General features: G+C 61.1%; 23 protein-coding genes and 1 tRNA gene. 16 read left to right on the top strand and 8 right to left on the bottom strand.

Translation table 11 applies throughout. The features are described from left to right. Positions 1 to 2: 2 nt before the first annotated feature. From fliG to DXH78_RS00415, 5 genes are all read right to left on the bottom strand, one after another. Positions 3 to 1100 (bottom strand): flagellar motor switch protein FliG, encoded by a 1098-nt coding sequence (gene fliG / locus DXH78_RS00435; RefSeq protein WP_115515217.1) that lies wholly within the window; start codon positions 1098 to 1100, stop codon positions 3 to 5. Next, positions 1100 to 2833, bottom strand: a complete 1734-nt coding sequence (gene fliF / locus DXH78_RS00430) for a flagellar basal-body MS-ring/collar protein FliF (RefSeq protein ID WP_115515216.1) — start codon at positions 2831 to 2833, stop codon at positions 1100 to 1102. The genes fliG and fliF overlap by 1 nt, the downstream gene beginning before the upstream one ends. A 216-nt stretch (positions 2834 to 3049) precedes the next feature. Continuing rightward, positions 3050 to 3325, bottom strand: a complete 276-nt coding sequence (gene sciP, locus DXH78_RS00425) for a CtrA inhibitor SciP (protein ID WP_056912129.1) — start codon at positions 3323 to 3325, stop codon at positions 3050 to 3052. Positions 3326 to 3672: 347 nt separating this feature from the next. Further along, positions 3673 to 4398, bottom strand: a complete 726-nt coding sequence (locus tag DXH78_RS00420; RefSeq protein ID WP_115515215.1) for a flagellar hook assembly protein FlgD — start codon at positions 4396 to 4398, stop codon at positions 3673 to 3675. Positions 4399 to 4414: 16 nt separating this feature from the next. Continuing rightward, complete coding sequence (locus DXH78_RS00415) at positions 4415 to 5926, bottom strand: flagellar hook-length control protein FliK (RefSeq protein ID WP_115515214.1); 1512 nt, start codon at positions 5924 to 5926, stop codon at positions 4415 to 4417. A gap of 267 nt (positions 5927 to 6193) precedes the next feature. Between DXH78_RS00415 and mnmA the strand changes: the two genes are divergently transcribed. The 4 genes from mnmA to DXH78_RS00395 all read left to right on the top strand — a co-directional run bounded on the left by mnmA (position 6194) and on the right by DXH78_RS00395 (position 8797). After that, entirely contained in the window at positions 6194 to 7378 is a 1185-nt protein-coding gene (gene mnmA / locus DXH78_RS00410) for a tRNA 2-thiouridine(34) synthase MnmA (RefSeq protein WP_115515213.1), read from the top strand. Between the two features lie 21 nt (positions 7379 to 7399). Beyond that, complete coding sequence (locus DXH78_RS00405; protein WP_115515212.1) at positions 7400 to 8068, top strand: class I SAM-dependent methyltransferase; 669 nt, start codon at positions 7400 to 7402, stop codon at positions 8066 to 8068. Between the two features lie 75 nt (positions 8069 to 8143). Then, a complete protein-coding gene (locus DXH78_RS00400; protein WP_115515211.1) occupies positions 8144 to 8509 on the top strand; it encodes a hypothetical protein in 366 nt (121 codons plus the stop codon). Between the two features lie 211 nt (positions 8510 to 8720). Next, positions 8721 to 8797 (top strand) — tRNA-Met (locus DXH78_RS00395). A gap of 88 nt (positions 8798 to 8885) precedes the next feature. Here DXH78_RS00395 and DXH78_RS00390 read toward each other — a convergent pair. The 3 genes from DXH78_RS00390 to DXH78_RS00380 form a co-directional block, all read right to left on the bottom strand. After that, a complete protein-coding gene (locus tag DXH78_RS00390; protein ID WP_115515210.1) occupies positions 8886 to 11051 on the bottom strand; it encodes a lysylphosphatidylglycerol synthase transmembrane domain-containing protein in 2166 nt (721 codons plus the stop codon). Between the two features lie 62 nt (positions 11052 to 11113). Beyond that, positions 11114 to 11806: a class I SAM-dependent methyltransferase gene (locus DXH78_RS00385; protein ID WP_168192660.1), complete on the bottom strand. Its 693-nt coding sequence runs from the start codon at positions 11804 to 11806 to the stop codon at positions 11114 to 11116. 26 nt (positions 11807 to 11832) lie between these two features. Next, the gene (locus DXH78_RS00380) at positions 11833 to 13137 is read right to left on the bottom strand and encodes a glycosyltransferase family protein (protein ID WP_115515208.1); all 1305 of its coding nucleotides are present in this window, start codon (positions 13135 to 13137) and stop codon (positions 11833 to 11835) included. A 147-nt stretch (positions 13138 to 13284) separates the two neighbouring features. Here DXH78_RS00380 and DXH78_RS00375 point away from each other — a divergent pair, with 147 nt between their 5' ends. From DXH78_RS00375 to DXH78_RS00320, 12 genes are all read left to right on the top strand, one after another. Continuing rightward, positions 13285 to 13905: a helix-turn-helix domain-containing protein gene (locus tag DXH78_RS00375; RefSeq protein WP_115515207.1), complete on the top strand. Its 621-nt coding sequence runs from the start codon at positions 13285 to 13287 to the stop codon at positions 13903 to 13905. Beyond that, positions 13905 to 14405: a transcription termination/antitermination protein NusG gene (gene nusG / locus DXH78_RS00370; protein WP_115515206.1), complete on the top strand. Its 501-nt coding sequence runs from the start codon at positions 13905 to 13907 to the stop codon at positions 14403 to 14405. The genes DXH78_RS00375 and nusG overlap by 1 nt, the downstream gene beginning before the upstream one ends. A 250-nt stretch (positions 14406 to 14655) precedes the next feature. Beyond that, positions 14656 to 16212, top strand: a complete 1557-nt coding sequence (locus tag DXH78_RS00365; protein WP_115515205.1) for a B12-binding domain-containing radical SAM protein — start codon at positions 14656 to 14658, stop codon at positions 16210 to 16212. Positions 16213 to 16433: 221 nt separating this feature from the next. Continuing rightward, entirely contained in the window at positions 16434 to 17579 is a 1146-nt protein-coding gene (locus DXH78_RS00360) for a DegT/DnrJ/EryC1/StrS family aminotransferase (protein ID WP_115515204.1), read from the top strand. Then, entirely contained in the window at positions 17576 to 18628 is a 1053-nt protein-coding gene (locus DXH78_RS00355) for an NAD-dependent epimerase/dehydratase family protein (protein WP_115517644.1), read from the top strand. Before DXH78_RS00360 ends, DXH78_RS00355 begins: the two co-directional genes overlap by 4 nt. Before the next feature lie 9 nt (positions 18629 to 18637). Beyond that, positions 18638 to 19324 carry a cytidylyltransferase domain-containing protein gene (locus tag DXH78_RS00350; protein WP_147292548.1) on the top strand — a complete coding sequence of 229 codons (687 nt, stop codon included), beginning with the start codon at positions 18638 to 18640 and terminating at the stop codon, positions 19322 to 19324. A 16-nt stretch (positions 19325 to 19340) separates the two neighbouring features. Continuing rightward, on the top strand, positions 19341 to 20363 hold the full coding sequence (locus DXH78_RS00345) for an N-acetylneuraminate synthase family protein (protein ID WP_168192659.1): 1023 nt from the start codon (positions 19341 to 19343) through the stop codon (positions 20361 to 20363). Between the two features lie 16 nt (positions 20364 to 20379). Next, entirely contained in the window at positions 20380 to 21387 is a 1008-nt protein-coding gene (locus tag DXH78_RS00340; protein WP_115515201.1) for a Gfo/Idh/MocA family protein, read from the top strand. A 4-nt stretch (positions 21388 to 21391) separates the two neighbouring features. Next, a complete protein-coding gene (locus DXH78_RS00335; protein WP_115515200.1) occupies positions 21392 to 22294 on the top strand; it encodes a class I SAM-dependent methyltransferase in 903 nt (300 codons plus the stop codon). Further along, positions 22291 to 23010, top strand: coding sequence for a WbqC family protein (locus DXH78_RS00330; RefSeq protein ID WP_115515199.1), 720 nt, complete (start codon positions 22291 to 22293; stop codon positions 23008 to 23010). Before DXH78_RS00335 ends, DXH78_RS00330 begins: the two co-directional genes overlap by 4 nt. Further along, positions 23010 to 24149 carry a DegT/DnrJ/EryC1/StrS family aminotransferase gene (locus DXH78_RS00325; protein WP_168192658.1) on the top strand — a complete coding sequence of 380 codons (1140 nt, stop codon included), beginning with the start codon at positions 23010 to 23012 and terminating at the stop codon, positions 24147 to 24149. Before DXH78_RS00330 ends, DXH78_RS00325 begins: the two co-directional genes overlap by 1 nt. Then, a complete protein-coding gene (locus tag DXH78_RS00320) occupies positions 24146 to 25093 on the top strand; it encodes an NAD-dependent epimerase/dehydratase family protein (protein WP_115515197.1) in 948 nt (315 codons plus the stop codon). The genes DXH78_RS00325 and DXH78_RS00320 overlap by 4 nt, the downstream gene beginning before the upstream one ends. Positions 25094 to 25117 lie beyond the last annotated feature (24 nt).

Genomic DNA, 25117 nt, shown 5'->3' with positions numbered 1-25117 from the left:
CCTTAGTACACGAGTTCGTCGTCGCCGCCGCGGCTCTTGGCGATCAGGATTTCGCCCTTGGCCGCGAGGTCCTTGGCGATATTCACGAGCAAAGTTTGCGCTTCGTCGACGTCGCGCAGGCGCACCGCGCCCATCGCCTGCATGTCGTCCACCAGCATCTTGGCGGCCCGCGAGGACATGTTCTTGAAGAAGAACTCGCGCACGCCTTCGGAGGCGCCCTTGAGCGCAACGGCGAGCTTGTCCTTGTCGATCGATCGCATCAGTGTTTGCGCCGAGCCCGAGTCGAGCTTGACCAGATCGTCGAAAGTGAACATCAGCGCCTTGATGCGCTCGGATGCGTCGCGGTTCTCTTCTTCGAGCGCGGTCAGGAAGCGGGTCTCAGTCTGGCGGTCGAAGTTGTTGAAGATTTCGGCCATCACCTCGTGGGCGTCACGGCGGCGCGTCTGCGAGATGTTGGACATGAATTCGGTGCGCAGCGTCTGTTCGACGCGCTCGATGACTTCCTTTTGCACCGCTTCCATCTTGAGCATGCGGTTGACGCAGTCGAGCGCCATGTCTTCCGGCAGGATGCCGAGCACGCGCGCGGCGTGTTCGGGACGCAGCTTGGACAGCACCACCGCGACGGTCTGCGGGTATTCGTTCTTGAGATAGTTCGCCAGCACCTCTTCCTGAACGTTAGCGAGTTTTTCCCACATGTTGCGGCCGGCCGGGCCGCGGATTTCGTCCATGATGCCGGCGATGCGGTCCTTCGGCAGGAACTGCGCCAGCAAGCGCTCGGTGGCGTCATAGTTGCCGAGCAGCGCGCCGGAGGCCGACAGACGGCCGACGAATTCGAGCATAAGCTGCTCGACCTGTTCGGCGTCGACGGTGCCCAGCGACGACATGACGATGGAGATTTCGCGCAGCTCGTCGTCGTCGAGCAGCGAGAAGATCTTGCCGCCGTATTGTTCGCCGAGCGCCAGCATCAGCACGGCGGCGCGTTCCGGCCCGGTCAGCTTGCGCAGCGGCTTGCTGCTGGCCGGCCGGCTGGCGAGTTCGGCCATCAGGCCGCCGATGTCGTCGCGCATTGCGTCGGGGTCTTTGGGCTGCGTCTTGGCCATCAGGCGGCGTCCTCATGCAGCCAGCTGCGAATGATCGACACCGCCTCATGAGGGTTTTTTTCGGCGAGCTCCCCCACCTTCTGCACCGACTGCGCGTGAACCTGGCCCTGCACCTTGGCGACGTCGATCATGGCCGAGGTGCGGTTCGAGATGGCGACCTGCTCCTCGGAATTGACGATGGCGATGTTGGTGCCGCTCTTGTCGGTAATGGTCGAGACCGGCTTGCCGTCGGGACCGATCTCCATGGCGCCCGGTACGCCGCCGCCGATCATGTTCGGGCCGCCGAGCGCGCCGGCAACGCCCGCCATGCCGGCGAGCCGTGCCTTTTCTGCCGCGTCGGGCGCGATGACGCGGCGCACCAGCGGCCGCACCACCATCAGCAGCACAATGAGGCCCAGCAGGAACATCACGCCCTTCTCGGCTAGGCCCAGGATGTCGTCCTTGCTGAAGGCCAGAAACCTCATCCAGCCGCCATCCTCGCCGACCGTGACCGGCACGGAGTCGGCAAAGCGCAGGTTGACGACCTCCACCTGGTCGCCGCGCTTGGCGTCGAAGCCGATCGCGGTGCGCACCAGCGCGGCGATGCGGTCGATTTCTTCCTTCGGGCGCGCCTCGTAGACCATCTCGCCCTTGTCGTTCTTGGTGTAGCGGCCATCGACCAGCACCGCCGCCGACAGGCGATTGAGGCGGCCGGCCTCGGTCACCTCGGTCTTGGTGATGCGCGAGATTTCGTAATTGACGATTTCCTCGGTCTTCTTGCTCTGGTCGCGCGAGCCGCCGTTGTTGTTGGTGCCGTCCTTGTTGGCGCCCGGCAGTTCGCCGGCGACCGACACCTGGCCGCTTTCCTTGCCTTCGGTCGAGTTCGACTGTTCTTCGCGGGTCTGGCTGGAGCGCAGCACGCGGCCGTCGGGATCGAACTTGTCCTGGGTCTCGGTGATGCGGTTCATGTCGAAGTCGGCGCTGATCTGCACCCGCGCCTTGCCGGGGCCGACCACCGAACCGACGATCTGTTCGACCTGGCTGCGCATCCGGCCTTCGAAGGCGGTCTTGCGCTCGTCGGCGGTGGCGCCGCCGGCGAGGTTGTCCTGCGCCGCGCCGTCGGCGAGCAGGCGGCCGGTTTCGTCGATAACCGAGACGCGCTCCGGCTTCATGCCGTTGACCGCGCTCGCCACCAGGTGGCGGATGGCGCGGACCTGCTGCGTCTCCAGCTGGCCGCGCACCTTGAGCACGATGGAGGCGGTGGCCTCGACCTTGTCGCGTGAGAACAGCGGTCGCTCCGGCAGCACCAGATGGACGCGCGCCGCCTGCACCCGGTCGATGGAGCGGATGGTGCGGGCAAGTTCGCCCTCCAGCGCCCGCAGGTGATTGATGTTCTGAATGAAAGACGTGGCGCCCAGCGCGTCCGACTTGTCGAAGATCTCGTAGCCGACGCCGCCGCCCTTGGGCAGGCCGCCTTCGGCCAGCTTCATGCGCAGGCGGGTGACCTTGTCCTTCGGCACCATGATGATGGCGCCGTCGTTCTTGACGCTGAACGGGATCGCCTGGCGCTCGAGGTCCTTGAGGATAGCGCTGGAGTCCTCGACCGTGAGGTCGGTGAACAGCGGCACCATGACCGGCGAGGTCATCTGCATCATCAGAAAGGCGAAGAAGCCGATGAGCGCCATCGTCACGGCGCCCATCGCGGCCAGCCGCGCGGCGCCAAGAGACTTCAGAAAATCGAGCAAACCTTGCACGGGGCTGTCCTGCGGCCGGGGCGGCGCGAGGGAACGCGCCTACCCGGCAAGTTTTGCCCAGTAGATGGTTAGCGCCCGGTTAACGAGTTCCCGTTTCCGCCGCTGTGGAATGCGGATGCAACCGGCAAACGGCCGGTTGTTGGTGCCGCGGTGAACGAAAAATGAAAACGCCAGCCGCAGGGGCTGGCGTTTTCGTGAAATCGGATATCGGACGGCTTACTGGCGATACTGCTGGATGCGCGTGGTGCGCAGGCCCGCCAGACCGTGCTGGTCGATCGAATACTGCCAGGAGAGAAATTCCTCCACGGTCAGCGTGTAACGGGCGCAGGCCTCTTCGAGCGACAGGAGGCCGCCACGGACGGCTGCGACCACCTCGGCCTTGCGGCGGATGACCCAGCGCTTCGTCGTCGGCGGCGGCAAGTCGGCGATCGTCAGCGGACTGCCATCGGGCCCGATGACGTATTTGACCCTCGGGCGGTGGGGTTCGGTCATTGGTTTACTCACAAAGACTCGGACTGACTAAGTACTCAACACCGCAAAAACTACACAGGGCGGCTTAAAATTTGCCTAAGCCTATTGCGACGATGAGGAAATGTTTGCCTAACCGGCGCTAACCTTTTGGTTACGGTTGGCGGCGGCTCAGGGTGCCTGGCGATGGCCGGCCCCGGCGGCAAAGTCATCTGTAATATAAGGCGTTTGCGGCGTTTTTAAACAGCCTGACGCGACGACGGCCGCGCGACGGGTCGGCCTCTTAATGTCTCGGCGTTATCAGTAATCAACGATGCTGACGGCGGGAACTTCGTTATTTCGAGGGCCGGGCGCCCGGCCGCTGCGGTGCGTCAGGTGCCCGTGCCGTTGCCGTTGCCGTTGCCGCTGCCCGTGTCGGTCTTGGTCGTGTTCGGGATCACGATGCGTTTGATCTTGTCGGGGGTGTAGTCCTTGCCGGCGATGGTCAGCGTCGGCGGGTCATCCGCCATGTTCGCCGCGGTGACGACAGCCTGAATTTCGGTCGAGATGTTCACGGGCTTCTGGCTGGCATCCACCGCGGTGACCGACATCGTGTAGTTGCCGGGCGGCCATTGCTTGCCGTCGCTGCCCTTGCCGTCCCAGGTGAATTTCTGGTCGCCCGCATTGACGCCGAAGGTGCCGGAATAGGCGGTCTGGCCGGTCGCGTCGTCCTTGATGGTTACGGTGGCGGTCGCGGTCTTCGGCGCGTTGAAGCTCCAGGTCGCGCCGTCAGTGCCGAGCGTGGTGGTCGAGCCGTCGACGACCACGGTATGGCCGACATAAGCCATCGCCGTCGTCTGCTGCGCGTTCTTCTCCAGCGCCAGGATCGAGGCGAGCTGGTCGTTCGACTTCATCTGCTGCTCGACCTGCGCGAACTGCACGAGCTGCTGGGTGAACTGGTTGGTGTCCAGCGGATCGAGCGGGTTCTGGTTCTTCAACTGCGTCGTCAGCAGTTGCAGGAAGGTCGTGAAATTGCTCGCGACCATCTGGTTGGTCGACGAGCTGCCGGATGTCGTGTTGTTGTTGGCCGTTGTGGCCGATCCCGCAATCGTGGTCATGATACGGTTCTCGCTCTCAAACCCGGATATCGACGCCGCTCGGCCGCGACAGATAGCGGCCGTAGTCGCGGGCGATGACGGTGGTGGTCACGGCGGGCGTTAGTTCGTCGTCGGCAGGAGGCCGGCGGCTGGCCTGGCCGTCCTGCTGGTTCTGCTGTTGCTGCTGCGTCTGGTCGCGCAGCGAGAATTGCAGGCTGTTGTCGGAGGTCTTGAGGCCGGCATCCTGCAGGGCGCGTTCGAGGCCCTGGGTGTCGCGGCGCAGGAGATCGAGCGTGTCGGGACGGTCGGCGACCATGTGGGTGGTGACGTTGCCGTCACGATCGACATTCACCTTCACATGAATGCGGCCGAGTTCTTCCGGATCGAGGCGGATGTCGAACTGGTTCTTGCCAGCCGAGATCTTCGCTGAAACTTCGACGGCGACATTGGCGATGGCCACAGGCTTGTCGCTGCCTGCCGATTGTCCCGGCGCGTTGTCGGCGGCCGACGTGGCGGCATGAGCCGAATGGCCCGACGCCGGCAACAGATGCATCGCAAAGGTGTCGGGGGTTTTGACGGCTGCGGCGTTGGCCGTGGCGGCCGCCGGCGCGGTCTCGGCACCGGTCTTGGGGTTGCCGTCGCCCTGGCTGCGCTGATGCTCGACACCGAGCTTGGCGAGATCGGACTGCACCGGCTTGGCCTCGGCCGTTTTGGCGTCGCCGCTATTGGTGGCCGCGGGCTGGGCGGCCGTGGCGCCCGGCGCCGTTTCGGCATTCAATTTCGCGGCGTGAGCCGGCTTGTCGGTTTTCGCTTCTGTCTTGTCGCCCTGGGCCTGTTTCGGCCCGCGCTGGGCCTTGGCTGCGAGCGCCGACAGCACTTCGGCGTCGTCGGCGCTCAGGCCGGTCGATTGTTCGGTCATTGCCGCGGCCTGCTGCTCGGCGGCCTTGGCCGACGGAGCGGTGGCTGCGGTCGGGATCTCGGTCTTGGCGTCGATGGGCTTGGCCACTGTGTCGCCTTCGAGCGACGGCGCGGCAGCCGGAGCCGCCGGGTCGATCGCCACGGCCTGCGGCACCACGGCGGCGACGGCCGCTTCGGTCACCGGCGCGGTGTCGGTGCTCTGGGTTTCGGTCGTCTGGCTGGCATCGTCGGCCTTGGCGGTGTCGTCAGTGCCCGCGGGCTTCGTCTCGGATACGGCGTCGGCCTTTGGCGCTTCGGCGGCATCCTTGGCCGGGGCGTCGTTCGCCGGCGCGGCCCGGCTGTCTTCGGCGCGCGGGCTGCTCTTGGTGTCGGATTTGGCGGTGCGGTCGGAGCGGTCCGTGCGTGCGGGGCGGTCATCGCGGCCGGGGCGGTCGGCGCTGCGGCTCTGGGCCGGCTGGGGGCGTTCATCCGCGCTGGCGCGCGCCCGCGGCTCCGGCGGCGCGTCGGGAATGGCGGAGAGAAGGTCGTCAAACTGGCTCGACGGCGCTTTTTGCGACGCAAAGCTCGGCCGGCCGGCTTTTGGCAGCACGTTCGACGCCTGGGTCTGAAAATCGGTCGCAACCTGGGACAAGACGCACCTCCGCTAATGACCCCCTCGCGTTTGCAATCGGCAGGCCAGCCCGCGCCGTAAAAATTATTCAATATAATCAATAGCATAAAGAGTAGAGCTGGCGCTGGCCAGGTCGTGGCCCGGCAGGCTCTGCTGGCGAAGCGGCAGCTTTTGCCGGTTTAACGTCGAATTGGCCCGGAAATCGCGGTATCAGGCCGCCGCAAGGCCCTAGGCCGTGCCTGCTTTCAATCTGCGCCTGTGGCCGCCATATGGTGTAAGACAAACGCCATGATGAACTCGCTCGAATTGCCCAAGCGGCCGGAAGATACCCGTGTCGTCGTCGCCATGTCCGGCGGCGTTGACTCGTCGGTGACGGCTGCCTTGCTCAAGGCCGAGGGTTACGACGTCGTTGGCGTCACGCTGCAGCTGTACGACCACGGCGCCGCGGTTCATCGCAAAGGCGCCTGCTGCGCCGGGCAGGATATCTACGACGCCCGCGCCGTGGCCGAGCGCATCGGCATTCCGCATTACGTGCTCGACTACGAAAGCCGCTTCAAGGAAGCGGTGATCGACCGTTTTGCCGAAAGCTACATCGCCGGCGAGACGCCGGTGCCGTGCATCGCCTGCAACATGTCGATCAAGTTTCACGATCTGCTGCACACCGCGCGCGATCTTAACGCCGACATCATGGCGACCGGTCATTACGTGTCGTCGCGTCAGTTGTCGTCCGGCCGTCGCGGCCTGTTCCGCGCGCGCGAGGATGACAAGGACCAGAGCTACTTCCTGTTCGGCACCACGTCGGATCAGCTCGACATCCTGCGCTTTCCGCTCGGCGACAAGTCAAAGGCGGAGACGCGCGAACTGGCGCGCCAGTTCGAGCTGTCGGTCGCCGACAAGCACGACAGTCAGGACATCTGCTTCGTGCCGACGGGCAGCTATGCCGATATCATTGCGCGCCTGAAGCCCGGCGCGGCGGAGCCCGGCGAGATCGTCGACATCAACGGCCAGGTGCTCGGCAAACATAACGGCATCATTCATTTCACCGTCGGCCAGCGCCGCGGTCTTGGCATTGCGTCGGGCGCGCCGCTTTATGTGGTGCGGCTCGATGCAGAGAGCCGGCGCGTCATTGTCGGCGCGCGTGAGGCGCTCAGAACGCAGAGCATCACCTTGCGCGACGTCAACTGGATCGGCGACGGCGATATCGACGACGTGCTCGGCCATGGCCGGCTCGAGGTTCATGTGAAGGTGCGCTCGTCGCGGCCGCCGCAGGCAGCCTGGCTGCGCCGCGGCGCGGGCGGCTACGAAGTCGATCTGGTCGATGGCGAGCATGGCGTGTCGCCGGGACAGGCCTGCGTGTTCTACGATGCGGCGGACGGGCAGGCGCGCGTGCTCGGCGGCGGCTTCATCCGCGGCGCGGTGGCGGCCGGCGAGCGGCCGCGCGTGGCCGAAGAGGCGCGGGCATCGGTCGCTTAAACAACAAACAAAAAAGACAGCATGGGCGGAGACATCAGCAAGGACGGCGTCGAGAAAGCGTATGCGCGCTGGGCGCCGATTTACGACTTCGTTTTCGGCAAGGTGTTCGAAGCGGGACGCAACGCCGCCATCGAGGCGGCGGGCAGGGCTTGCCCGCAGGGCGGCCGGCTGCTCGAGGTCGGCGTCGGCACCGGGATTTCGCTGCCGAGCTATCCTTCGAATATCCGCATTGTCGGCGTCGATCTGTCGGAGCCCATGCTGCGCAAGGCGCATGAGCGTGTGGTGACGCAGAAGCTCTCCCATGTGGAAACGCTGTCGGTGATGGATGCGCAGCGCATGGCGGTGCCGGATCATTCCTTTGACGTCATCGTGGCGCAATACGTCATCACGGCGGTGCCGGACCCCGAAGCGACGCTCGACGAGTTCGCGCGCGTGCTGAAGCCGGGCGGCGAGATCATCCTGGTCAATCACATTGGCGCCGAAAGCGGCCTGCGGCGCGTGTTCGAGGCCTGTTTTGCGCCCTTGGCGCGCCGGCTCGGCTGGCGGCCGGAGTTTCCGTTTGCGCGGCTGGCCAATTGGGCGGCCCGGCACGGCGGTATGCGCATCGTCGAAAGGCGGCCTTTGCCGCCGCTCGGGCATTTCGCGATGATCCGGTTTGCCCGCACTGAGGCGGAACCGAAGGCGGCCTGAGACCGGGCGCCTGGGGCGGAAGGCCGCGGAACTGGCCTGCGGGGCCGGCGGTTGTCTCTCCGAATGGAGGACGCCATGGCGATCCAACGCGCAATCAGACATTCGATCTTGGCTGCGGCCCTTCTGGCCGCGTCGGCGGGGCTCGCGGCGGCGCAGGCGCCGCCCTCCGACCAGCCGGCGGAGCCGCCCAAAACACAGCCGACCGACGGCAAGGCCTGCGGTCCGGACGGGACGCATGCCACGGTCGGGCAGGGCGGCGACATGGTCGTCCGCAAGCCGAATGACGAAACGCTCAGCAGCAAGCTGGCCCAATCGGGCGGGGTGATCTGTCCGCCGGCGGTCGATCCGGAGATCAGGGCGCCGACGCCGGAGGCCGGGCGGACCCCGGTGATCCCGCCGCCGGGCTCGCCGGGCGGCAATCCGCAGGTGCAGCCGAAATAGACGGCGGACAGGACGCCTGTGAACGTGCAACGCCCGTGCGGAATGTCCTCGAAGCTGCGGGCTGAATTTCCCTGGCGTGACGCCGGGGGCGAGATGTCCCCGAAGTGACAGGTGGATCAGGGTTTTGCGGCAAGCTTGCTTGACAGGCTTCGCCGCGCCTCCCTATATCGCGCCCTTGATCGGCGGTGTTCAGACCGTGGATCAACGGTGTGGCGGGGTAGCTCAGCTGGTTAGAGCGGCGGAATCATAATCCGTAGGTCGGGGGTTCAAGTCCCTCTCCCGCTACCAAATTCATGAAAGCCATAGTCGGATTTCGGTGCCTGCATTCCCATGCGGTACGAGCGGCGGTGTTGCCGCCGGTCGGGCAACAGCACCATCAAGTGTCTTTGGATCGAGCGTCCCGGTCAGGCGCCGTTATCAGGTATGGCATCGCCATCGCCGCACCCAAAAGAATCCAAAATGTCCGCTGGTAAAGCAGTTCGTGGACTAGCGACATGACGGAGAAGCCGGCGATCGTCAGGATCAAAAGACGACCAGCCGTATCGAGTGCCCGCGCACGCAAAATTTCTGTCCGGAAAATCATGACCACGGGGACAACGAGCGCAACGAAACCGACGGTGCCGAACTCTGCAAGGAGCCACAGCGGAGTGGAATGTATGACAAGCATCGAACCGCGCTGAACTTGCTCTTCCATGAAAACGCCTAGTCCCGCGCCGAAGACGGGATGGGCCAAGAACAACCGCCAAGCGCCAACCAGACTCTGTAGTCGTTCGGTGTCTGATGACGCTCCGGATATCGTGCCAGCCATGTAACTCGGTATTGGTGGGCCAGACTGGGAAGCCATCAAGTTTCTAATAAGCTGCACGAGGTCGGGAACGAGTTCGCTGATAGCAACGACCAGTGTCGCAGCCACGGCAGCAACCAGGATTTGTCGCCAATCTGTCGATGAGACGTATATGGCGACGACCAGAACGGCGCAAAGGGCTAGATAACCGGCGCGGGAACCGGTGATAATCACTCCGGCAATTGCAGCGCCAAGCCAAAGTGCTTTAGCCGGCCACCGGGTTGCGAGGATGACGCAGATCGATAGAAGCAATTGAAATGCGAACGCATTCCGATTTTGGGAAAACCCTTCTATCGGAAATTGAACCAGAGGCTTCAGGGATTGCAGGCCCGACCAGTAAGCGATGGAGATTGCATAGTCGAATACAAAGATGATCAAGCTTGTCACGACAAAAGTTTGCAACAGCAATTCGAGGCCGACGTTGCGCAAGCGATACACGATAAGCGCCCCCGTGGCGCCGTAGCAGAGCAATATCGGCCATCCGGTTAGTTTGTTCGCAAACGCCCACTGCGTCCAGCCGATCTGACTATATCCATGGAGATAGGCGGCGGCGACTGCGACGGTTGCCAGGCAAATCAGGACGTTGAAATACGGCAATCGCCAGCGCGGCGGCGGTCGGCGGAAATGGTTATAGACAAAGAGGCAACCGCCGATGATAACGACAGGATCGGCAAGATTGACCGATATCAGCCCGCTTTTTACGGGCAAGAAAAGCTGGAAGAACACGGCCGTCGCTGCGGCAATCGGTAAGGCTGTATCGAGCAGCGTCGAATAATCGGCCGAGTGAGCGGACGGAGCAGACGGCTTTGCTGTCGCGGCGGTCTCGCGAAGACCGATCAGCGCCAGGGTGCCCACGACTGCAAGAGACAAGATGCCGATAGAGAAGGCGATCATGAACGACGCATTGGCCGACACCCCGAGCGTGCCCAGCACATAAATGGCGCTCATCTCCCGGATGCCCCATCCAGCCAGGCTGATCGGCACGCTCGCGGCGAGCATGACGAGGGCGGAAGCGGCGGCGAGTTGCACGATCGGAATGTTGGGCGCAAGGGCGCGCGCTAGAGCCACGTAAGCGATCATCGTGAAAAGCTGAATGGCGAGAGAGAGGGCGGCGTTCCGGGCCAGTCCGCCGACTGTGTGACGTGTGATCGGCAACGATTGCGAGATCAGCGCTTTGCCCCAGACAAACACTGCGCCGCCGATCAGGACCAGCGTTCCACCTGCGACAATTCTGATGAAGGCAGATCCGCCCTGCCGATAGTCGAGCGAGATGGCACCGAACAGGTAACTCGCAGCTAGGGTCGCCAACAGAAGCGATATAAAGAGAGCAGCGAGGCGCTCGTAGCCGGTGATGAGGATCGTCGCAGCAGGTGGCACCTGCCGGCGTGCCAGAACAGTGCTGCGAGCTAGCAATTGTCCTGCAAGCTGAAAAAACACGGCGCCCAGCACCTGCCCATAAGTGAAGCCGGCCAGGGCGTCCCGAAATGACAGCCGGTAACCGAGGTCGCGGGCGATCCATTGCAGACGAAGCGTCGCGAGCAGCGCGCCGGCCAGAAGCGCCAGGATCGTCAGAACGAAAGCTGCCCACGAAACGCGCGTGAAGGTTGAGCTGACAAGAGTCCAGTCGGTCTCGCGGGCAACGACCCACGTCGCCACAGCAAGTAGAAGCAAAGATATTAAAAGGCGAACGTATTTCATAGATCGGGCCGTTCACACCGAAAAATGTAGAGCCGGTAGAATCTTTGTCGAATCCTATGTCGTCAGGGCCTTTGTGCCACGAGCATCAACAGTGGTCCCGTGAATTCCGGCCAGGCTTCTGGCGTCATGCCGCTCGCTTGCAGGCGTTCCTGCCATGCGGCCGCCGCCATTCGGTTTATCGAAATCTGCAGATAATGCGCGCCTTCGCGCCAGCGTGAATGCCGCGCTAGCGTCGCAACGCCGGGCAGCGTCAGAACGGTCCGGAACCAGTGCTCGCGTCGCCGATGCGGATCGCGCATGTCCGGAACCGTGGCGATGAGCCAGCCGCCCGGCCGCAGAACGCGCACAAATTCTCCGAGTGTTACGTTGAGTGCGGGCAAATATTCGAGCACGCTGGACGTGACGATGGCATCGAAGCTTGCGTCTTCAAACGGCAGGTTGTCACCCTGTTTGCCGCGTGCGATCCAGGCCACGCGCTGCTCAGTATCTGCGCGCTGAGCCTGCTCAATCATCTGCGTAGACAGATCGAATCCGGTCAATGTATAGCCGGTGGCGGCAAGGCTCAAGGCGATGTCGCCGGAACCGCAGCCAAAATCAAGGATGCTGGCGGGCGGCGAAAGCCGTGTCTGAACGGCATCGTGGAAACGCGCGATACGTGCCGCGACGGCGGCATCCTGAGTATAGCGGGCAGTCCAGCCTGGAGCGACAGCGTCAAAAAATTGGCGCGTCTGCAGGGTATGTTTGGCCTCGTCCACATTAATCCCCGTTCGGTGCGCTAAAGCTATAGCGCGGCGCTTCGACGCAGTAGGTCCTGAAAGGCGTCGCGCACACGGTGCGCGTCGTGGTTTTCGGCCACCTTGCGCGCGGTATGAGACAGCAAACGTCGCAGGTCCATATCGGCCGTGATCCGCCTGAGCGCGGCCTGCAGTTTGTCTGTCGATCGTTCGGTCACGGTAAGCCCCCAGCGGGCATCGCGCGCATACTGAATTTGAGCGGTATCAAGGGAGCCATAGGCGAAGATGGGTGTACCCGAATTGAGATAGGCCGGCACCTTGGTTGGCATCGAATATCGGATGAAGTCGACACTGGCGCGATCGAAATTGACCGGCAGCACGAGCGCGTCGGCGGCGGCAAGGCGGCGAAAGAAGGCGTCGTCGTCCACTGCTGCGGTGTCAACGATGATGTTCGGGTGGACCTTGAGTTGCGCGCCGAAATTCGCACCATTTGCCGGCGACGTGGCGACCCGGAGTTTCAAGGGAAAGCCGGCCTCATTCAGTTTGGCGACCGCGTGCGCGCAGTCGATCAGAGAATCGAGTTGTGCATTGCGAAAAATTGATCCGGCATAGAGCAATTCTGGTGGTTGCGAAACGGCCAGATCGCTTTTGCGGATCTCACCCCATCGTGTGCGATCCAGTGAATACTGGAACGGAATGAAATCCCGTCCGTAGCGCTCGGAATAGGCTGCACACATGGCTGGGGAAATGCCCAGGCAGGTACGTGCAGCCTTGAAAGCGTGTTCGACAGCGCGCGTCATGCGAGCCCGCTCGATAGGAGCAAAAAGGCCGTCGCGATGATTGACGCTCACCCAATCATCCATGATGTGGACGACGAGCGGAATATTGAATCGCGCGCGCACCTGTTCGATCAGCGACATCATGCCGTTCGAGCCGAGGATCGTGTAGATCAGGTCGGGCCGGAAATCATTGATCCAACGGGTCAGCCGCGAGGTGAGGTGGGCGCGCTCGGGAATGCTGTCGCCCAGCAGGATCTTACGCCCGGCATCCATCCAGCGTGGGCGGCGTAGGGCCCCGTCAGGTGCTTCGAAGCCCGCCTCCCTGCGGGTCTCTGTCCTTGCGGAGGCGATCCCTCGTAACGTGTTGAACGGGAAAACAAAATCGAGCTCGTCTGGCCCCAAAACGAAGTATTGCTCGCAGGTATCAGTAGGCGACGGTGCCCGGTCGTTGTGGATGGTCGCGAGGGCGCTCTTCGGCCAGCCTTGCAACAAGGAGGCAAAAGTAGCGCCGCCTCCGGAATAAGGGTTAAAGGCCACGGGGGTGATGAAAAGCAGGCGGGGAAAATCAACCATTCAATCATCTGGGGTGGTGCGGTGATCCCGGCCGGTCGTTGACTGTTCATACCATGAACGGATATGCTCACACAATGAACATGCGCTGGGTTTGCGCCGGGATAGACATGGAATCCCCGGGAAACCGGGTGTGGGAAGGCGATTTCGATGCCCCGCGACGGTAATCTCGCTGAGACCGTTCAATTGCTTGACAACGTGGCCGGCCAGGACGCGCCGAATCAGCGTGCGCTGGCGCGCAAGATTGGCATTTCAGTCGGTCTGGTTAACGCGCTTGTGCACCGGGCGGTGCGCAAAGGTCTGATCAAGGTAAAGGAAGCGCCGACCAAGCGCTATGCCTATTACCTGACGCCGAAGGGCTTTGCCGAAAAGAGCAAGCTGGTCGCCGAGTATCTCGATTATTCGCTGACTTTCTTCCGGGCGGCACGGCAGGAATATCACGACATCTTCGAGCGCTGTGCGGTCGCCGGCCACAAGCGCGTCGTGCTGTGCGGCGCCGGCGAACTCGCCGAGATCGCCACGCTCGCGGTTAACGGGCTCGGTATCGACATTGTCGGCGTACTCGACCATGAGACCAACCAGGGGCAGGTCGCTGGCCTTCCGGTGTTGCGCTCGCTGGCGAATTTGCAGCCGGACGAAGTCGTGGTTATCACCGACGGCCGTCAGCCGCAGGCGACCTGTGACTGGCTGATCGCGGCGATCGGTCCTCAAAGAATTCTGGTGCCGCCGTTTCTGCGTGTTTCGTTTCCGTCAAGCGTGGATAAGCCGTGATGCAGGGCAACTGGTTTGTCGTCCAGACGCAGCCTCACTGTGAGGTGAAGGCCAAGCGGCACCTCGTCAATCAGGGGTTCGAGACCTATTTGCCGGTCTACCGGCGGCGCATCCGCCATGCCGGGCGCACCAGCGTCGTCACCCGGCCGCTCTTCCCGGGCTATCTGTTCGTGTTGTTCGACCCCGAGGTCAGCCGGTGGCGCAGCATCAACGGAACGGTTGGCGTCCGCCAGATCCTGAGCGACGGCGAGCGGCCGCGCTACCTCGACGAAAAGATCGTCGCGGAGATCAAGGCGCGTGAAGATGAATCCGGCGTGATTGATTTGGCTGCCGCGACCTTCGTTCGCGGGCAGGCCGTGCGCGTCACCGAAGGTCCGATGGTGAATATCGAGGGGCTCTTTCAGGACATCCGCGATGAGAGTCGCGTCATTCTGCTGGTGTCCTTGCTGGGGCGAAAGGTGCGCCTGCAGGTTCCGGCGGAGGCCATCGAGGCCGCATAAATCCGCCGGTTCGGCGCGTCTAACCAGCGGATTTCGCTGGGAAAATTCGAACGTTTCATGACTTTGGGGTTTTCACCCCGAAGTGCGGTAGCTTGCGAAAAGCCCTGCAAAAGATGCTATCGATACCGCTGGTAGACGTCTTTTGGCCGGCGCCGCCTTGGAACGCGGATTGCGAGGCTGGGCGGAAAACGCTAGGAATTAGAGATATTTGTCTGACCCGACGCCAGCAAATCACGATCTGGGAAAATAAATGAGAATCCTTTTCGTCAATCCGAGCCTTCGTCCCGGCGCTCCGCACCGATATATCCCGGTCGGTCTGGGCTATGTCGTCACGGCCGTGCGGGACGGCGGGTTCAAGTTCGATCTCCTGGACGTCGATATCGCGCGTTACGACGATGCTTACGTCGAAAAATACATGCAAACGCATCACTACGATGTGGTCTGCATTGGTTCGATCGTGACCCACTACAAGTGGGTCAAATGGTTCATCAACCTCACCAAGTCTTATCAGCCTGAATGCAAGGTGATCGTTGGCAATTCGGTCGGCGGGTCGATCTCGGAAGTGATCTTCGCCCACACCAAGGCCGACATCATCATCAAGGGCGAGGCCGACGTCACGATCGTCGAATTGCTGGAGCATCTGCGCGACGGCAAATCGATCGGCGAGATGGTCGAGCCGCCGACGCCGGTGCCGCATACCAACGGCGATTTGCCGCCGACGTTCAAATCTACAGGCGTCGAAGGCATCATGTTCCGCGGCCCGAATGGCCGGCTGTTGAACAATGGTCCGCGCAAGGCGGTGAAAGACATCAACACGCTGGCGTTCCCGGATTGGGATCTGTTTGACGTCCAGAAATACATCGACGCGAGCCATTATCTGGCGCGCCACACGACCCGCTTTCCGAAGGAAAAGGCGGTCGTGTTTCCGGTCAACACCGCGCGCGGCTGCGTTTTCAAATGCACGTTCTGCCATTACGTGTTCTGGAACGACCCCTATCGCCACCGCTCGGCGCAATCGGTGATCGGCGAGATCCGCCGCAACCAGCAGAAATACGGCGCCAACTATATCGAATTCTGGGATGAGCTTTCGTTCCACAAGATCGGGCCGACAGAGAAGTTCCTCGACGAAGTAATCGCCGCCGACCTCAATATTCACTTCAACTGCGCGGTGCGTTCGGACCTTCTGGGCCGCGATGATCTGCCGCTCGAAGACCGTGTGCGGGTCGCCAACAAGTTCAAGGAAGCCGGCGCAATAGCGCTCGGTTTCTCGCTGGAGTCCGGCGACGACGAGATTCTCGAAGCGATGAACAAGCGTGTGAAGTCGAGCTTCTTCAATGAGCAGGTTCGCATTTTGCGCCAGGTGGGTCTCGTGGCCGACACCAGCCTCGTGATCGGCTATCCGCAGGAAACGCCGGAGACGATCAAGAAAACGATGGATATGTGCGAACAAAACCGCATTTACCCGTCAGTCGGTTTCCTGCTGCCCTTGCCCGCCACCGGAATGTGGACGCATGCGCTCGAGAACGGTTTCATTACCGACATTGACCGTTATCTCGTGGAAATGACCGAGCGTCAGGATCTGGTTCTGAACATGACCTCGATGAAAGACGACGAGTTGCTCGGTCTGGTGAAAAATTCGCTTAGCCATCTCAATAGCAAGTTCGGTAATCTTCTCAAGGAAGAGGAACTTATCAAGACCGGTGGCTACGCAAAGCACAATGAGCATCTCGATAAAGAGATGCTTGTGATGCGCAATCGCCTGTCGAACGAGTCCCTGAACATGGCCGTAGTGACTGGCGCCGTCTAAAAAACTAGCCTGACGGCCCAGGCGATACCCTTCGCTGTAGTGGCCCGGTATAGACAGGTGGCACTGCCGTATACGTCCAGAACTCCGTCACCACCGTAAGCGGCGACGGACATCAAACAATCCATACAGTTTTCTGCGCAGCTCCGGTCGCGAAAGGAAAACCGTATCCGGATTCTTGCATTTCATAGATTGGTGACACCGTGGCTCCGTCTTCTCCCGCAATGAAAATTCCATTCGGCCGTCCGATCCTGGGCGAGGCGGAGCGCGCCGCCGTTCTCAAGGTAATGGCTGGACCACAGTTGGTGCATGGCCCCGCTGCCAAGCAATTCGAAGCCGATTTCGGAAGCTATACCGGCGGCCATGCCACCAGCGTCAGCTCCTGCACCACCGGCCTTCATCTTGCCTACGTACATCTCGGCATCGTCCCCGGCGACGAAGTGATCGTGCCGGCACAGACCCACGTCGCTACGGCGCATGTGGTGGCCCATACCGGCGCCACGCCGGTTTTCGTCGACTGCGATCCCGAGACCGGTAATATCAGCGCTGCCCGCATCGCCAAGGTTCTAACGCCGCGCACCAAGGCGATCAGCGTCGTGCATTATCTCGGCCTGCCGGTTGACATGGCCCCGATTATGGAACTCGCCCGCAGTCGCAATCTGTTCGTGGTGGAAGATGCCGCCCTGTCACTGGGCGCGACCTATAACGGCGTCCATACCGGCTTGATTGGCGATGCCGGCTGCTTCTCCTTCTATCCCGTCAAGCACATCACGACGTCCGAAGGCGGTATGTTCGTAAGCCGCCATCAAGACATCATAAGCCGCATCGAGAAGCTAAAATCCTTCGGCTACGATAAGCAGGTTGGCGAACGGACCGTGCCGGGCCACTACGATGTTAACCTGCTCGGCTACAATTACCGGCTGTCGGAAATCGCCTGCGCCATTGGTGTTGAGCAGATGAAAAAGTTGCCGCGTTTTCTCGAGCAGCGCGCGCAAAATTACGCCGCCCTGAAGGCTGCCTTGGTCGATGTCGCTGAGCTTCGCATCCTCGCTTCAGACGGCGATGCCGTCCGGAAGGGCAGCCACTATTGCTTGGCTATCGTGCTTGCTGACCGCATCGCGTCTAAGCGCCGCGAGATAATTGGTTCGATCAACGGCAAGGGCGTCGGCACCTCCATTTACTATCCGGTACCGGTACCGCTGACCGCGCTGTACAAAAACGATCTTGCCAATGTGCCGGAGGCCTTCCCCAATGCCTTGCGTATTAGCCAGCAGTCCATTGCTCTTCCTGTTGGACCGCATCTCAATCCCGACGACATGAAGACCGTCGCTCAAGCCGTCAAGGCCGCCATCCTGGAGTGCCGCTCGTGACCGATTATCTTTCCACCCTCGCTGGCAAACGGGTCGCCTTGATCGGCGGCGCTGGCTTCATTGGGCACAATTTGGCCCTTCGCCTGCGCGAGCTCAAGGCCGATGTCCATGTGATCGACAGCCTGCAAGTCAACAACCTCGGCGCCTTCTCCAATACTGTCGGCGACCCAAACAAGACATTGTATCTGCATCTGATCAACGAACGTATCCGGTTGCTGAATGAAAACCGTGTGCCGCTACATGTAGTGGATTGCCGAGACTATCATCTGCTGACCCGGACGCTCAGCGATATCCGTCCCGGGGTGGTGGTGCAGCTGGCGGCCATCGCGCATGCCAACCGATCGAACAAGGATCCGTTCAGCACCTTCGACCACAGCTTCCGCACATTGGAGAATGCCCTCGATTTCTCCCGCGGAGAGGGGCTGAATGTCTCACGCTTTATCTATTTCTCGTCGTCTATGGCCTACGGAAATTTCGACGGCGACGCCGTGCAGGAAGACCGTCGCTGCGAACCGGTGGGCATCTATGGCGCCCTGAAATACGGCGGCGAGCGGCTCGTGATGGCCTACAATCAAGTCTTCAACCTTCCGTACACGATTGTGCGCCCTTCTGCTCTGTATGGCCAGCGATGCGTCAGCCGCCGCGTTGGCCAAGCTTTCATCGAGAACGCCCTGCGTGGTCAGCCGCTGACCATTAATGGCGACGGCACCGACGGGCTGGATTTCACCTATATTGGTGACTTGGTGCAAGGTCTGCTACTTTGCATTGCTCATCCGGCCGCCCATAATCAGATATTCAACCTAACCTATGGCAGCGCCCGCACGCTAAACCAGATGGTCGACATCATGCGTGCCGAATTCCCTGGCGTCGAAGTGAGGCACAATCCGCGAGACGCCTTGATGCCGGAACGTGGTACGCTTTCGGTCGAAAAGGCGCGCAAGCTCATCGGTTATGAGCCGGCCTATCCGCTGGAAAAGGGCTTCGTCGAGTACATCAAATGGTATAAGACGCTGGCCAAAAAGCACCCCGATCTCTTCAAAGTGGCCTGAACTCGGACTGTGGCGCTTCCGGTTTTCATACAGGCCCGCATGTCGTCCAAACGGCTGCCGGGCAAGGTCCTGCAAGTAGCCCGAGGCAAGCCACTGATCGCATATTTGATCGAACGCTTGCGCTACTGCAAGAATGCCGACAGCGTCAATCTCGTCACCTCGACGGATCGTGAGGATGACGCTCTGGCGGCATTCGGCGAAGCGGAGGGAATACGCGTCCTACGGGGCCCGCTTGACGATGTCATGGGCCGCTTCATCGATGCGGCGACGCGGATACAGGCGAGCGCTTTCGTCCGCATAAACGGCGACAGCCCGCTGCTTGACCATCGTCTTATCGACCGCGGCATTGCGGAATATGAAGCCGCACCGGTCGATCTGGTCAGCAATGCCTTTCCCCGTTCATATCCGAAAGGGCAGGGCGTTGAGGTAATTTCCGTTTCGGCTCTGCAGGCGGTTGCGGCTCAAACCGATAGCGTCGCCTATCGCGAACACGTGGCGATGTTCTTCTACGATCACCCGGACCGTTTCCGAATCCGGAATTTTTCGTACGGCCGCGACGCGAGTGACATCCAGCTTTCCGTCGACACGCCCGAGGATCTGGCGGAATTTCATGCCATTCTGAATGCCATGGAGCGGCCGCATACCGAATACAGCCTCGACGACGTGTTGCAGCTTCTGCAAGCTAATCACCGGTGACGGGGAGGACGCAGCCATGAATCTATTTGGGAGATATCTCGATAACGATGTGGCCGTGATTGCTGAGATCGGTGTTAATCACGAAGGCAGCGTCGAATCCGCCTCAACTCTGTTGCGCCTCGCGGCGGAAGCCGGCGCCGACGCCGTTAAGCTGCAGACCTACACTCCGTCCCGCTTCGTCACGACTTCGAATCAGCAGCGCTTCGAGCGCGTGACCCGCTTTGCACTGTCGCGTCAGGACCATCTGCGCCTTCGGGACGAAGCGGCCGAACTCGGCGTGAGCCTGTTTTCCACCGCAGTGACCGAAGACGTCGTGGACTTCGTCGCCACCCTTGGCCCCGCGGTAAAGATCGCCAGCGGCGATTTAAATTTTCGTCCCGTCCTGGAAGCCGCGATGAGGACCGGCAAAGCGGTGATCCTGTCGACCGGAAACAGTACCCTGGACGAAATCGACACTGCCCTGTCCTGGTGCCGCGACGCCTCTGGGCAGCAGAATCTGTCCGACCGGCTGGTGCTGCTGCATTGCGTGGCCTCCTATCCCGCTCCCATGCACGACTTGAACCTGCTCAGCATTCCGTTCCTCAAAGAGCGCTACGGCTTGCCGACCGGCTATTCCAACCATGCCGTCGAGCCTGAGGCTGTGATCGCCGCCACCGCACTAGGTGCGCAGGTCATCGAGGTCCATTTCACCGACCGACGCGCCGGTCGCACGTTCCACGATCACTCGCTGTCCTTCGAGCCGGAAGAAATGCGGAAGCTGATCACCGGCATCCGTGCAGTGCGCGCCGCATGCGGGCAATATGGACGCCCGGTCCTGCCCAGCGAGGTCGCGTTGCGCCCGTTAATGCGAAAGGGTGTGGTCGCCGCCCGGGACCTTCCCGCGGGCACTGTTCTCGCCGCCGGCGATATGGCCTATGCGAGACCAGCCACCGAATTCAATTGGTCCGACGTTGACGGCTTGGTCGGGCGCCAGTTGATAGTCTCGCTGCACCAAGGCGAATTGATTCCCGCCGCCGGCGTGGCGCCGGCCGGTAATTGACCCACATAGATCGCGTATGTCACATCAGCGAATTAGGGCTGCCGTTATCGGCCTTGGCGTCGGTGAGCAGCATGTTCTTTCCTACGCTAAGATTCCGGGCTGCGAAGTGGTTGCGATCTGCGATGTCGATGAAGAGAAGCTGAAAGTCGTTGCTGACCGAAATAGCGTTGCCACCCGATACACCGACTACCGCCGCATCACCGAAGATACATCTATTGATGTCGTTTCGATCTGCACGTTCGATGATGATCACGCCGAGCAGACCGTCTCGGCGCTGCGTCACGGACAGCATGTAATGGTTGAAAAGCCGCTGGCCATTACCAAGGATCAGGCTGATGCCATTTTCGCGGCTTATAAAGACAGCAACCGACTGATCACCTCGAACCTGATCCTGCGCAGCAGCCCGCGCTTCCGAGTCTTGAAGCAACGTATCGATGCAGGCGAAATGGGTGAACTCTTCTATCTTGAGGGCGATTACATACATCAGATTGAGTACAAGATCGTCAATGGCTGGCGCGCCAATATCTCTTTCTATTCGCCCATCTTCGGTGGCGGGATTCACTTGATCGACCTGATTACCTGGCTGAATAAGAGTGAGGTCGTCGAGGTCTGCGCCATGGGCAGCCAGAAAACCACGGCGCCAACGGGTTATCGATTCGACGATACCGACGTCATCTTGATGCGGTTCGCCGACGGCAGCCTGGCTAAGGTCTTGGTGACGTTGGTGCCGCAGCATCCGAAATTCCATGCCTTGCGCGTGTTTGGAACGAAAGCAAGCTTCGTAAATGCCTTGGGCGACGCCGATTGGTATACTGGCGAGGATCCCGCCGGCCGGCAGCCAATGACCGCCCCATATCCTGCCGTGGAAAAGGGTGACCTACTTCCCGATTTCGTCCAGGCGATTCGCACCGGCGCGCCAATGAAGGTTACCGTTGCTGAAGTCTTCCAGGTGATGGAAATCTGCCTCGCCGCGCAGGAGTCGCGCGCCAGTGGCCAGTTCGTCAAGCCGCGAAAGCTGATCTGACCGCATGACCAGCATCACGGCATCATGGACTAAGGTTCGGCAGGAGGAGGGATTTGTATCCGTTTTTCCTCTGCCAAGCCTTCCTGAGCTGCAGGCTTTTTATGCTCAGCAGTATTACCAGCAATCCGCATCTGCCTCTTACCAGCAAGCCTATTCCGACCTCGAACTCGACTACAAGCGTATGCAGGCGCGCCTGATGTTGCACGCGATCGACCAATCGGGCGAAAGGGCGGGCACGCTGCTTGACGTTGGCTGCGGCGAGGGCTTCCTGCTGGCCGAGGCCGCACGGCAAAACCTGGATGTCAGCGGTATCGATTTCAGCGCCCATGCGATCGAACGCTTCCACCCTGAATTGCGCAAGACGATTGAAATCGGCGATGCCTTCGCGCTGCTAGATAATATGATGGAATCCGGGCGTCGTTTCGATGCCTGCGTGCTGCAGAATGTGCTTGAACACGTCATTGACCCTCGTGGCCTGCTCGATAGGCTTCGTCAGCTGCTCACACCCAGCGGGCGCCTCCTCATCACTCTTCCGAATGACTACAGCAGAGTCCAGCAGGTGGCGATGGACACCGGCGCAATAGAAACCGAATACTGGTTCAGCCCTCCGCAGCATCTGCACTACTTCACCATCGCCGCCGCTGCTGCGCTCGCCGCCAGCCGCGGCCTCGCGGTGCTTGATACTTTCGCCGATTTTCCAATCGAGGCCTATCTGTTCCATCCCGGGTCAAACTACGTGCGTCAGCGTTGCGCAGGACCCGATGCTCATAAAGCGCGCATGATTATGAGCCTGATCTGTGCGGAAAGCGGTATGGATGCCTATCTGACCTTGAGCCGCGCCTATGCTGGCTGCGGCGTCGGCCGCGCTTTCACGATGATTCTCGGCGCGAAAGAGGCCAGCCGGTGAAATCCGCCCCGCGCATCATCGGCGCCGTGCAACCGACCTATCTGCCCTGGATGCCATTCTTTGAGCGGATGGCCGCTTCGGATGCCTTCGTGCTGCTGGACGACGTGGAATATTCGAAGAACAACTTCTTTAATCGCAACTCGGTCAAGACGGCCCAAGGCAGGCAACTGTTGACTGTCCCCGTACTTTACAGCGGAAACTCGAAGACCTTAATTTGCGACATCCAGGTGAACAATGCCGTCAGGTGGCGCGTGAAGCACTGGCGCGCCATCGAACAGGCATATAGTCGCGCCGCTTTCTGGCCGCAGTATCGCGACCAGCTTGCTGATCTGTATTCGCGCCCCTGCGAACGGCTCATGGAGATCGTCCTGCCGCTGATTCACATAATGCGCGAGGCGTTCTGCATAAGCACGCCTTTCCATCTGTCCAGCGATCTCGCAGCCGAGGGAAGTCGCAACGGCAAACTGATCAAGATTTGTCGCATGCTCGATGGCACGCATTTCATCGTGAAGCCTGGTACGGAAGCCTATCACCCCCCGAGTGAGTTTGAGCAGGAAGGCATCCGTCTGACCTTTCTGTCATATTCAAAATTTACCTATCCCCAACTGCATGGCGCTTTCGAGCCGATGCTCAGCGCTCTAGATTACCTGCTGAATTGCGGCCCCGGACGCCCGCCATTTTCTGCGACATGTGCCATGACCCAAGGGGCATCCTGATGGCAACGCGCAGCTACTCGGGAGCGCAACCGTATTTCCCGGATGAGGATCGCGCTGAAATCATGGCCGCGGTCGAGGATATCCTCGTTAGCGGCAGCATGACCCAGGGTCCGTACCTGAAGCGATTTGAGGCCGCAGCTGCCGAAATGGCCGGCACACGCTATGCCCTAGGCGTGAATTCCGGAGGTACTGCGCTAGAGATCGCCTTGGAAGCGGTGAATGTGAAGGGCAAGGACGTCATCGTCCCAACAGAGACCTTCGTCGCCACGGCGAATTCAGTGGTTCGCGCCGGCGGCCGCCCCATCTTCGCTGATCTGCGGCTGAACGATCTTGCCATTAGTGAAAGCACCATTGCCGCGGTGAAGACACCGAATACCGCCGCTGTCATCATCGTGCATATGTTTGGCCTGATGTCGTCCGAGATTGCGGCCATCCAGGACTATTGCCGCAAGGAAGGCCTGGTGCTGATCGAGGATGCAGCGCATGCACATGGCGCCAGCTTCTGCGGCCGTCCCGCCGGCAGCCTGGGCCAGATCGGCTGTTTCAGCTACTACGCGACGAAAGTGCTCACAACTGGCGAAGGCGGCGTAATTACCACCAGCGATGACCGTTTGGCCGAGCAGGTGCGCCGCATCCGCGATCATGGCCGACAAACCGGCGGAAGCGTTTTCGACTATGCCGGCAACAATTTCCGCCTAGCTGAAATACCGGCCGCCATCGGTGTGGTTCAGCAGCGGCGACTTGCAGAGATCGTGGCGCACCGACGCCGCATCGCCGCTGTCTACCGCAATATTCTGCACAATGCGCCTTACATGTACTTGGTGGATCCCGTGCCACATGACGAGCACAGCTACTGGCGCTACGCGATTCTTCTGGACAAAGGCATAGACCGCCAAACGGTCCAGCGGGTGCTGCTCGACCAGATCAATGCGCGCGTGACGTGGATGTATGAGCCGCTTTGCCATCAGCAACCCTTATATGCCCACCAGGCCGAGAATGCCGTGTCGCTGCCTGTGGCCGAAAGCGTGGTAGGGCGCCTCATCAATCTGCCAACGCATTCCTATATCGACGAACAGGGCGCGACTGACATTGCCCACACGCTGTACGACTGCGTGGCCGGTCTGGCGCGCCACGCATGAACACGCTTCTTCTTACCGGTGGAAGAGGGATGGTCGGAAGCGAGGTACTGCGCTATTTCCGGATGCGGGGCTGGCGCGCCATCGTTGCTTGCAGCGGGCGTGTGGAGACCTGCGACGATGCTGTCGAGGTCATTCCTTTCGATCTTTCCGCCGTGGCGGAAAATACTGCCCTTGAAGCGGCGATGCGGAAAGTAACCGCCGTGGTGCATTGTGCCGCTTTACTGCCATCAGGCGGCTTGCTGCGAACGAGCGCGGGAGCCCGGCAGCTGTACGATCTCAACAGCCTGGGCAGCTACAATTTGATGCAGATGGCCGTGTGCAACGATGTCCGCCAATTCGTTTATATATCGACAGCCAATCTGTACGGCTCCGCGACGATTCAGATCGAAGAATCAATGATCGCGACGCCGACGGATTCCTATATGCTTTCCAAGCTTGCTTGCGAGGAAGCGGCAAAGATGTTCGGCCGGTCGTCGAAGACGCGCTTTATTGGCCTTCGGATCAGCGCGCCTTACGGTGCCGCCTTTAACATCAAGGCTGTGATCCCGACTTTCGTGCAACGCGCTTTCGCCGGCGAAGCGCTCGAACTGCAGGGCAGCGGCAAGCGCGAGCAGGTCTTTACCTATGTCGGTGATATTGCTCGCGCCTGCTTCAGCGCCGTTACGTTCGAGGCGTCTGGTATATGCAACATCGCCGGCCCGGGGCCGGTCACGATGGCCCAACTGGCCCAGTCCGTCATAAAGGCGGTGGGCAATGCCGACGCCAGCATCAAATTCAGCGGCGACCCCGATCCCAACGAAGGCGCCCGCCGGCAGATTTCCATCGCGCATGCCAAACAGCTGCTCAATTGGGAACCGACCTACGACCTTGATCGCGGATTGGAAGCAATGGTTGCCCATCTCTGTAACCCGCCACCCGCGATACTGCGGACCATACCGGCGTAATGCCGACCAAAACACGAAACGACT

The sequence above is a fragment of the Undibacter mobilis genome (assembly GCF_003367195.1).
GTDB classification, from domain to species: Bacteria; Pseudomonadota; Alphaproteobacteria; order Rhizobiales; family Xanthobacteraceae; genus Pseudolabrys; species Pseudolabrys mobilis.
The sequence above is the reverse complement of the archived record's forward strand: the minus strand, read 5'-3'. Positions and strand labels throughout refer to the sequence as shown.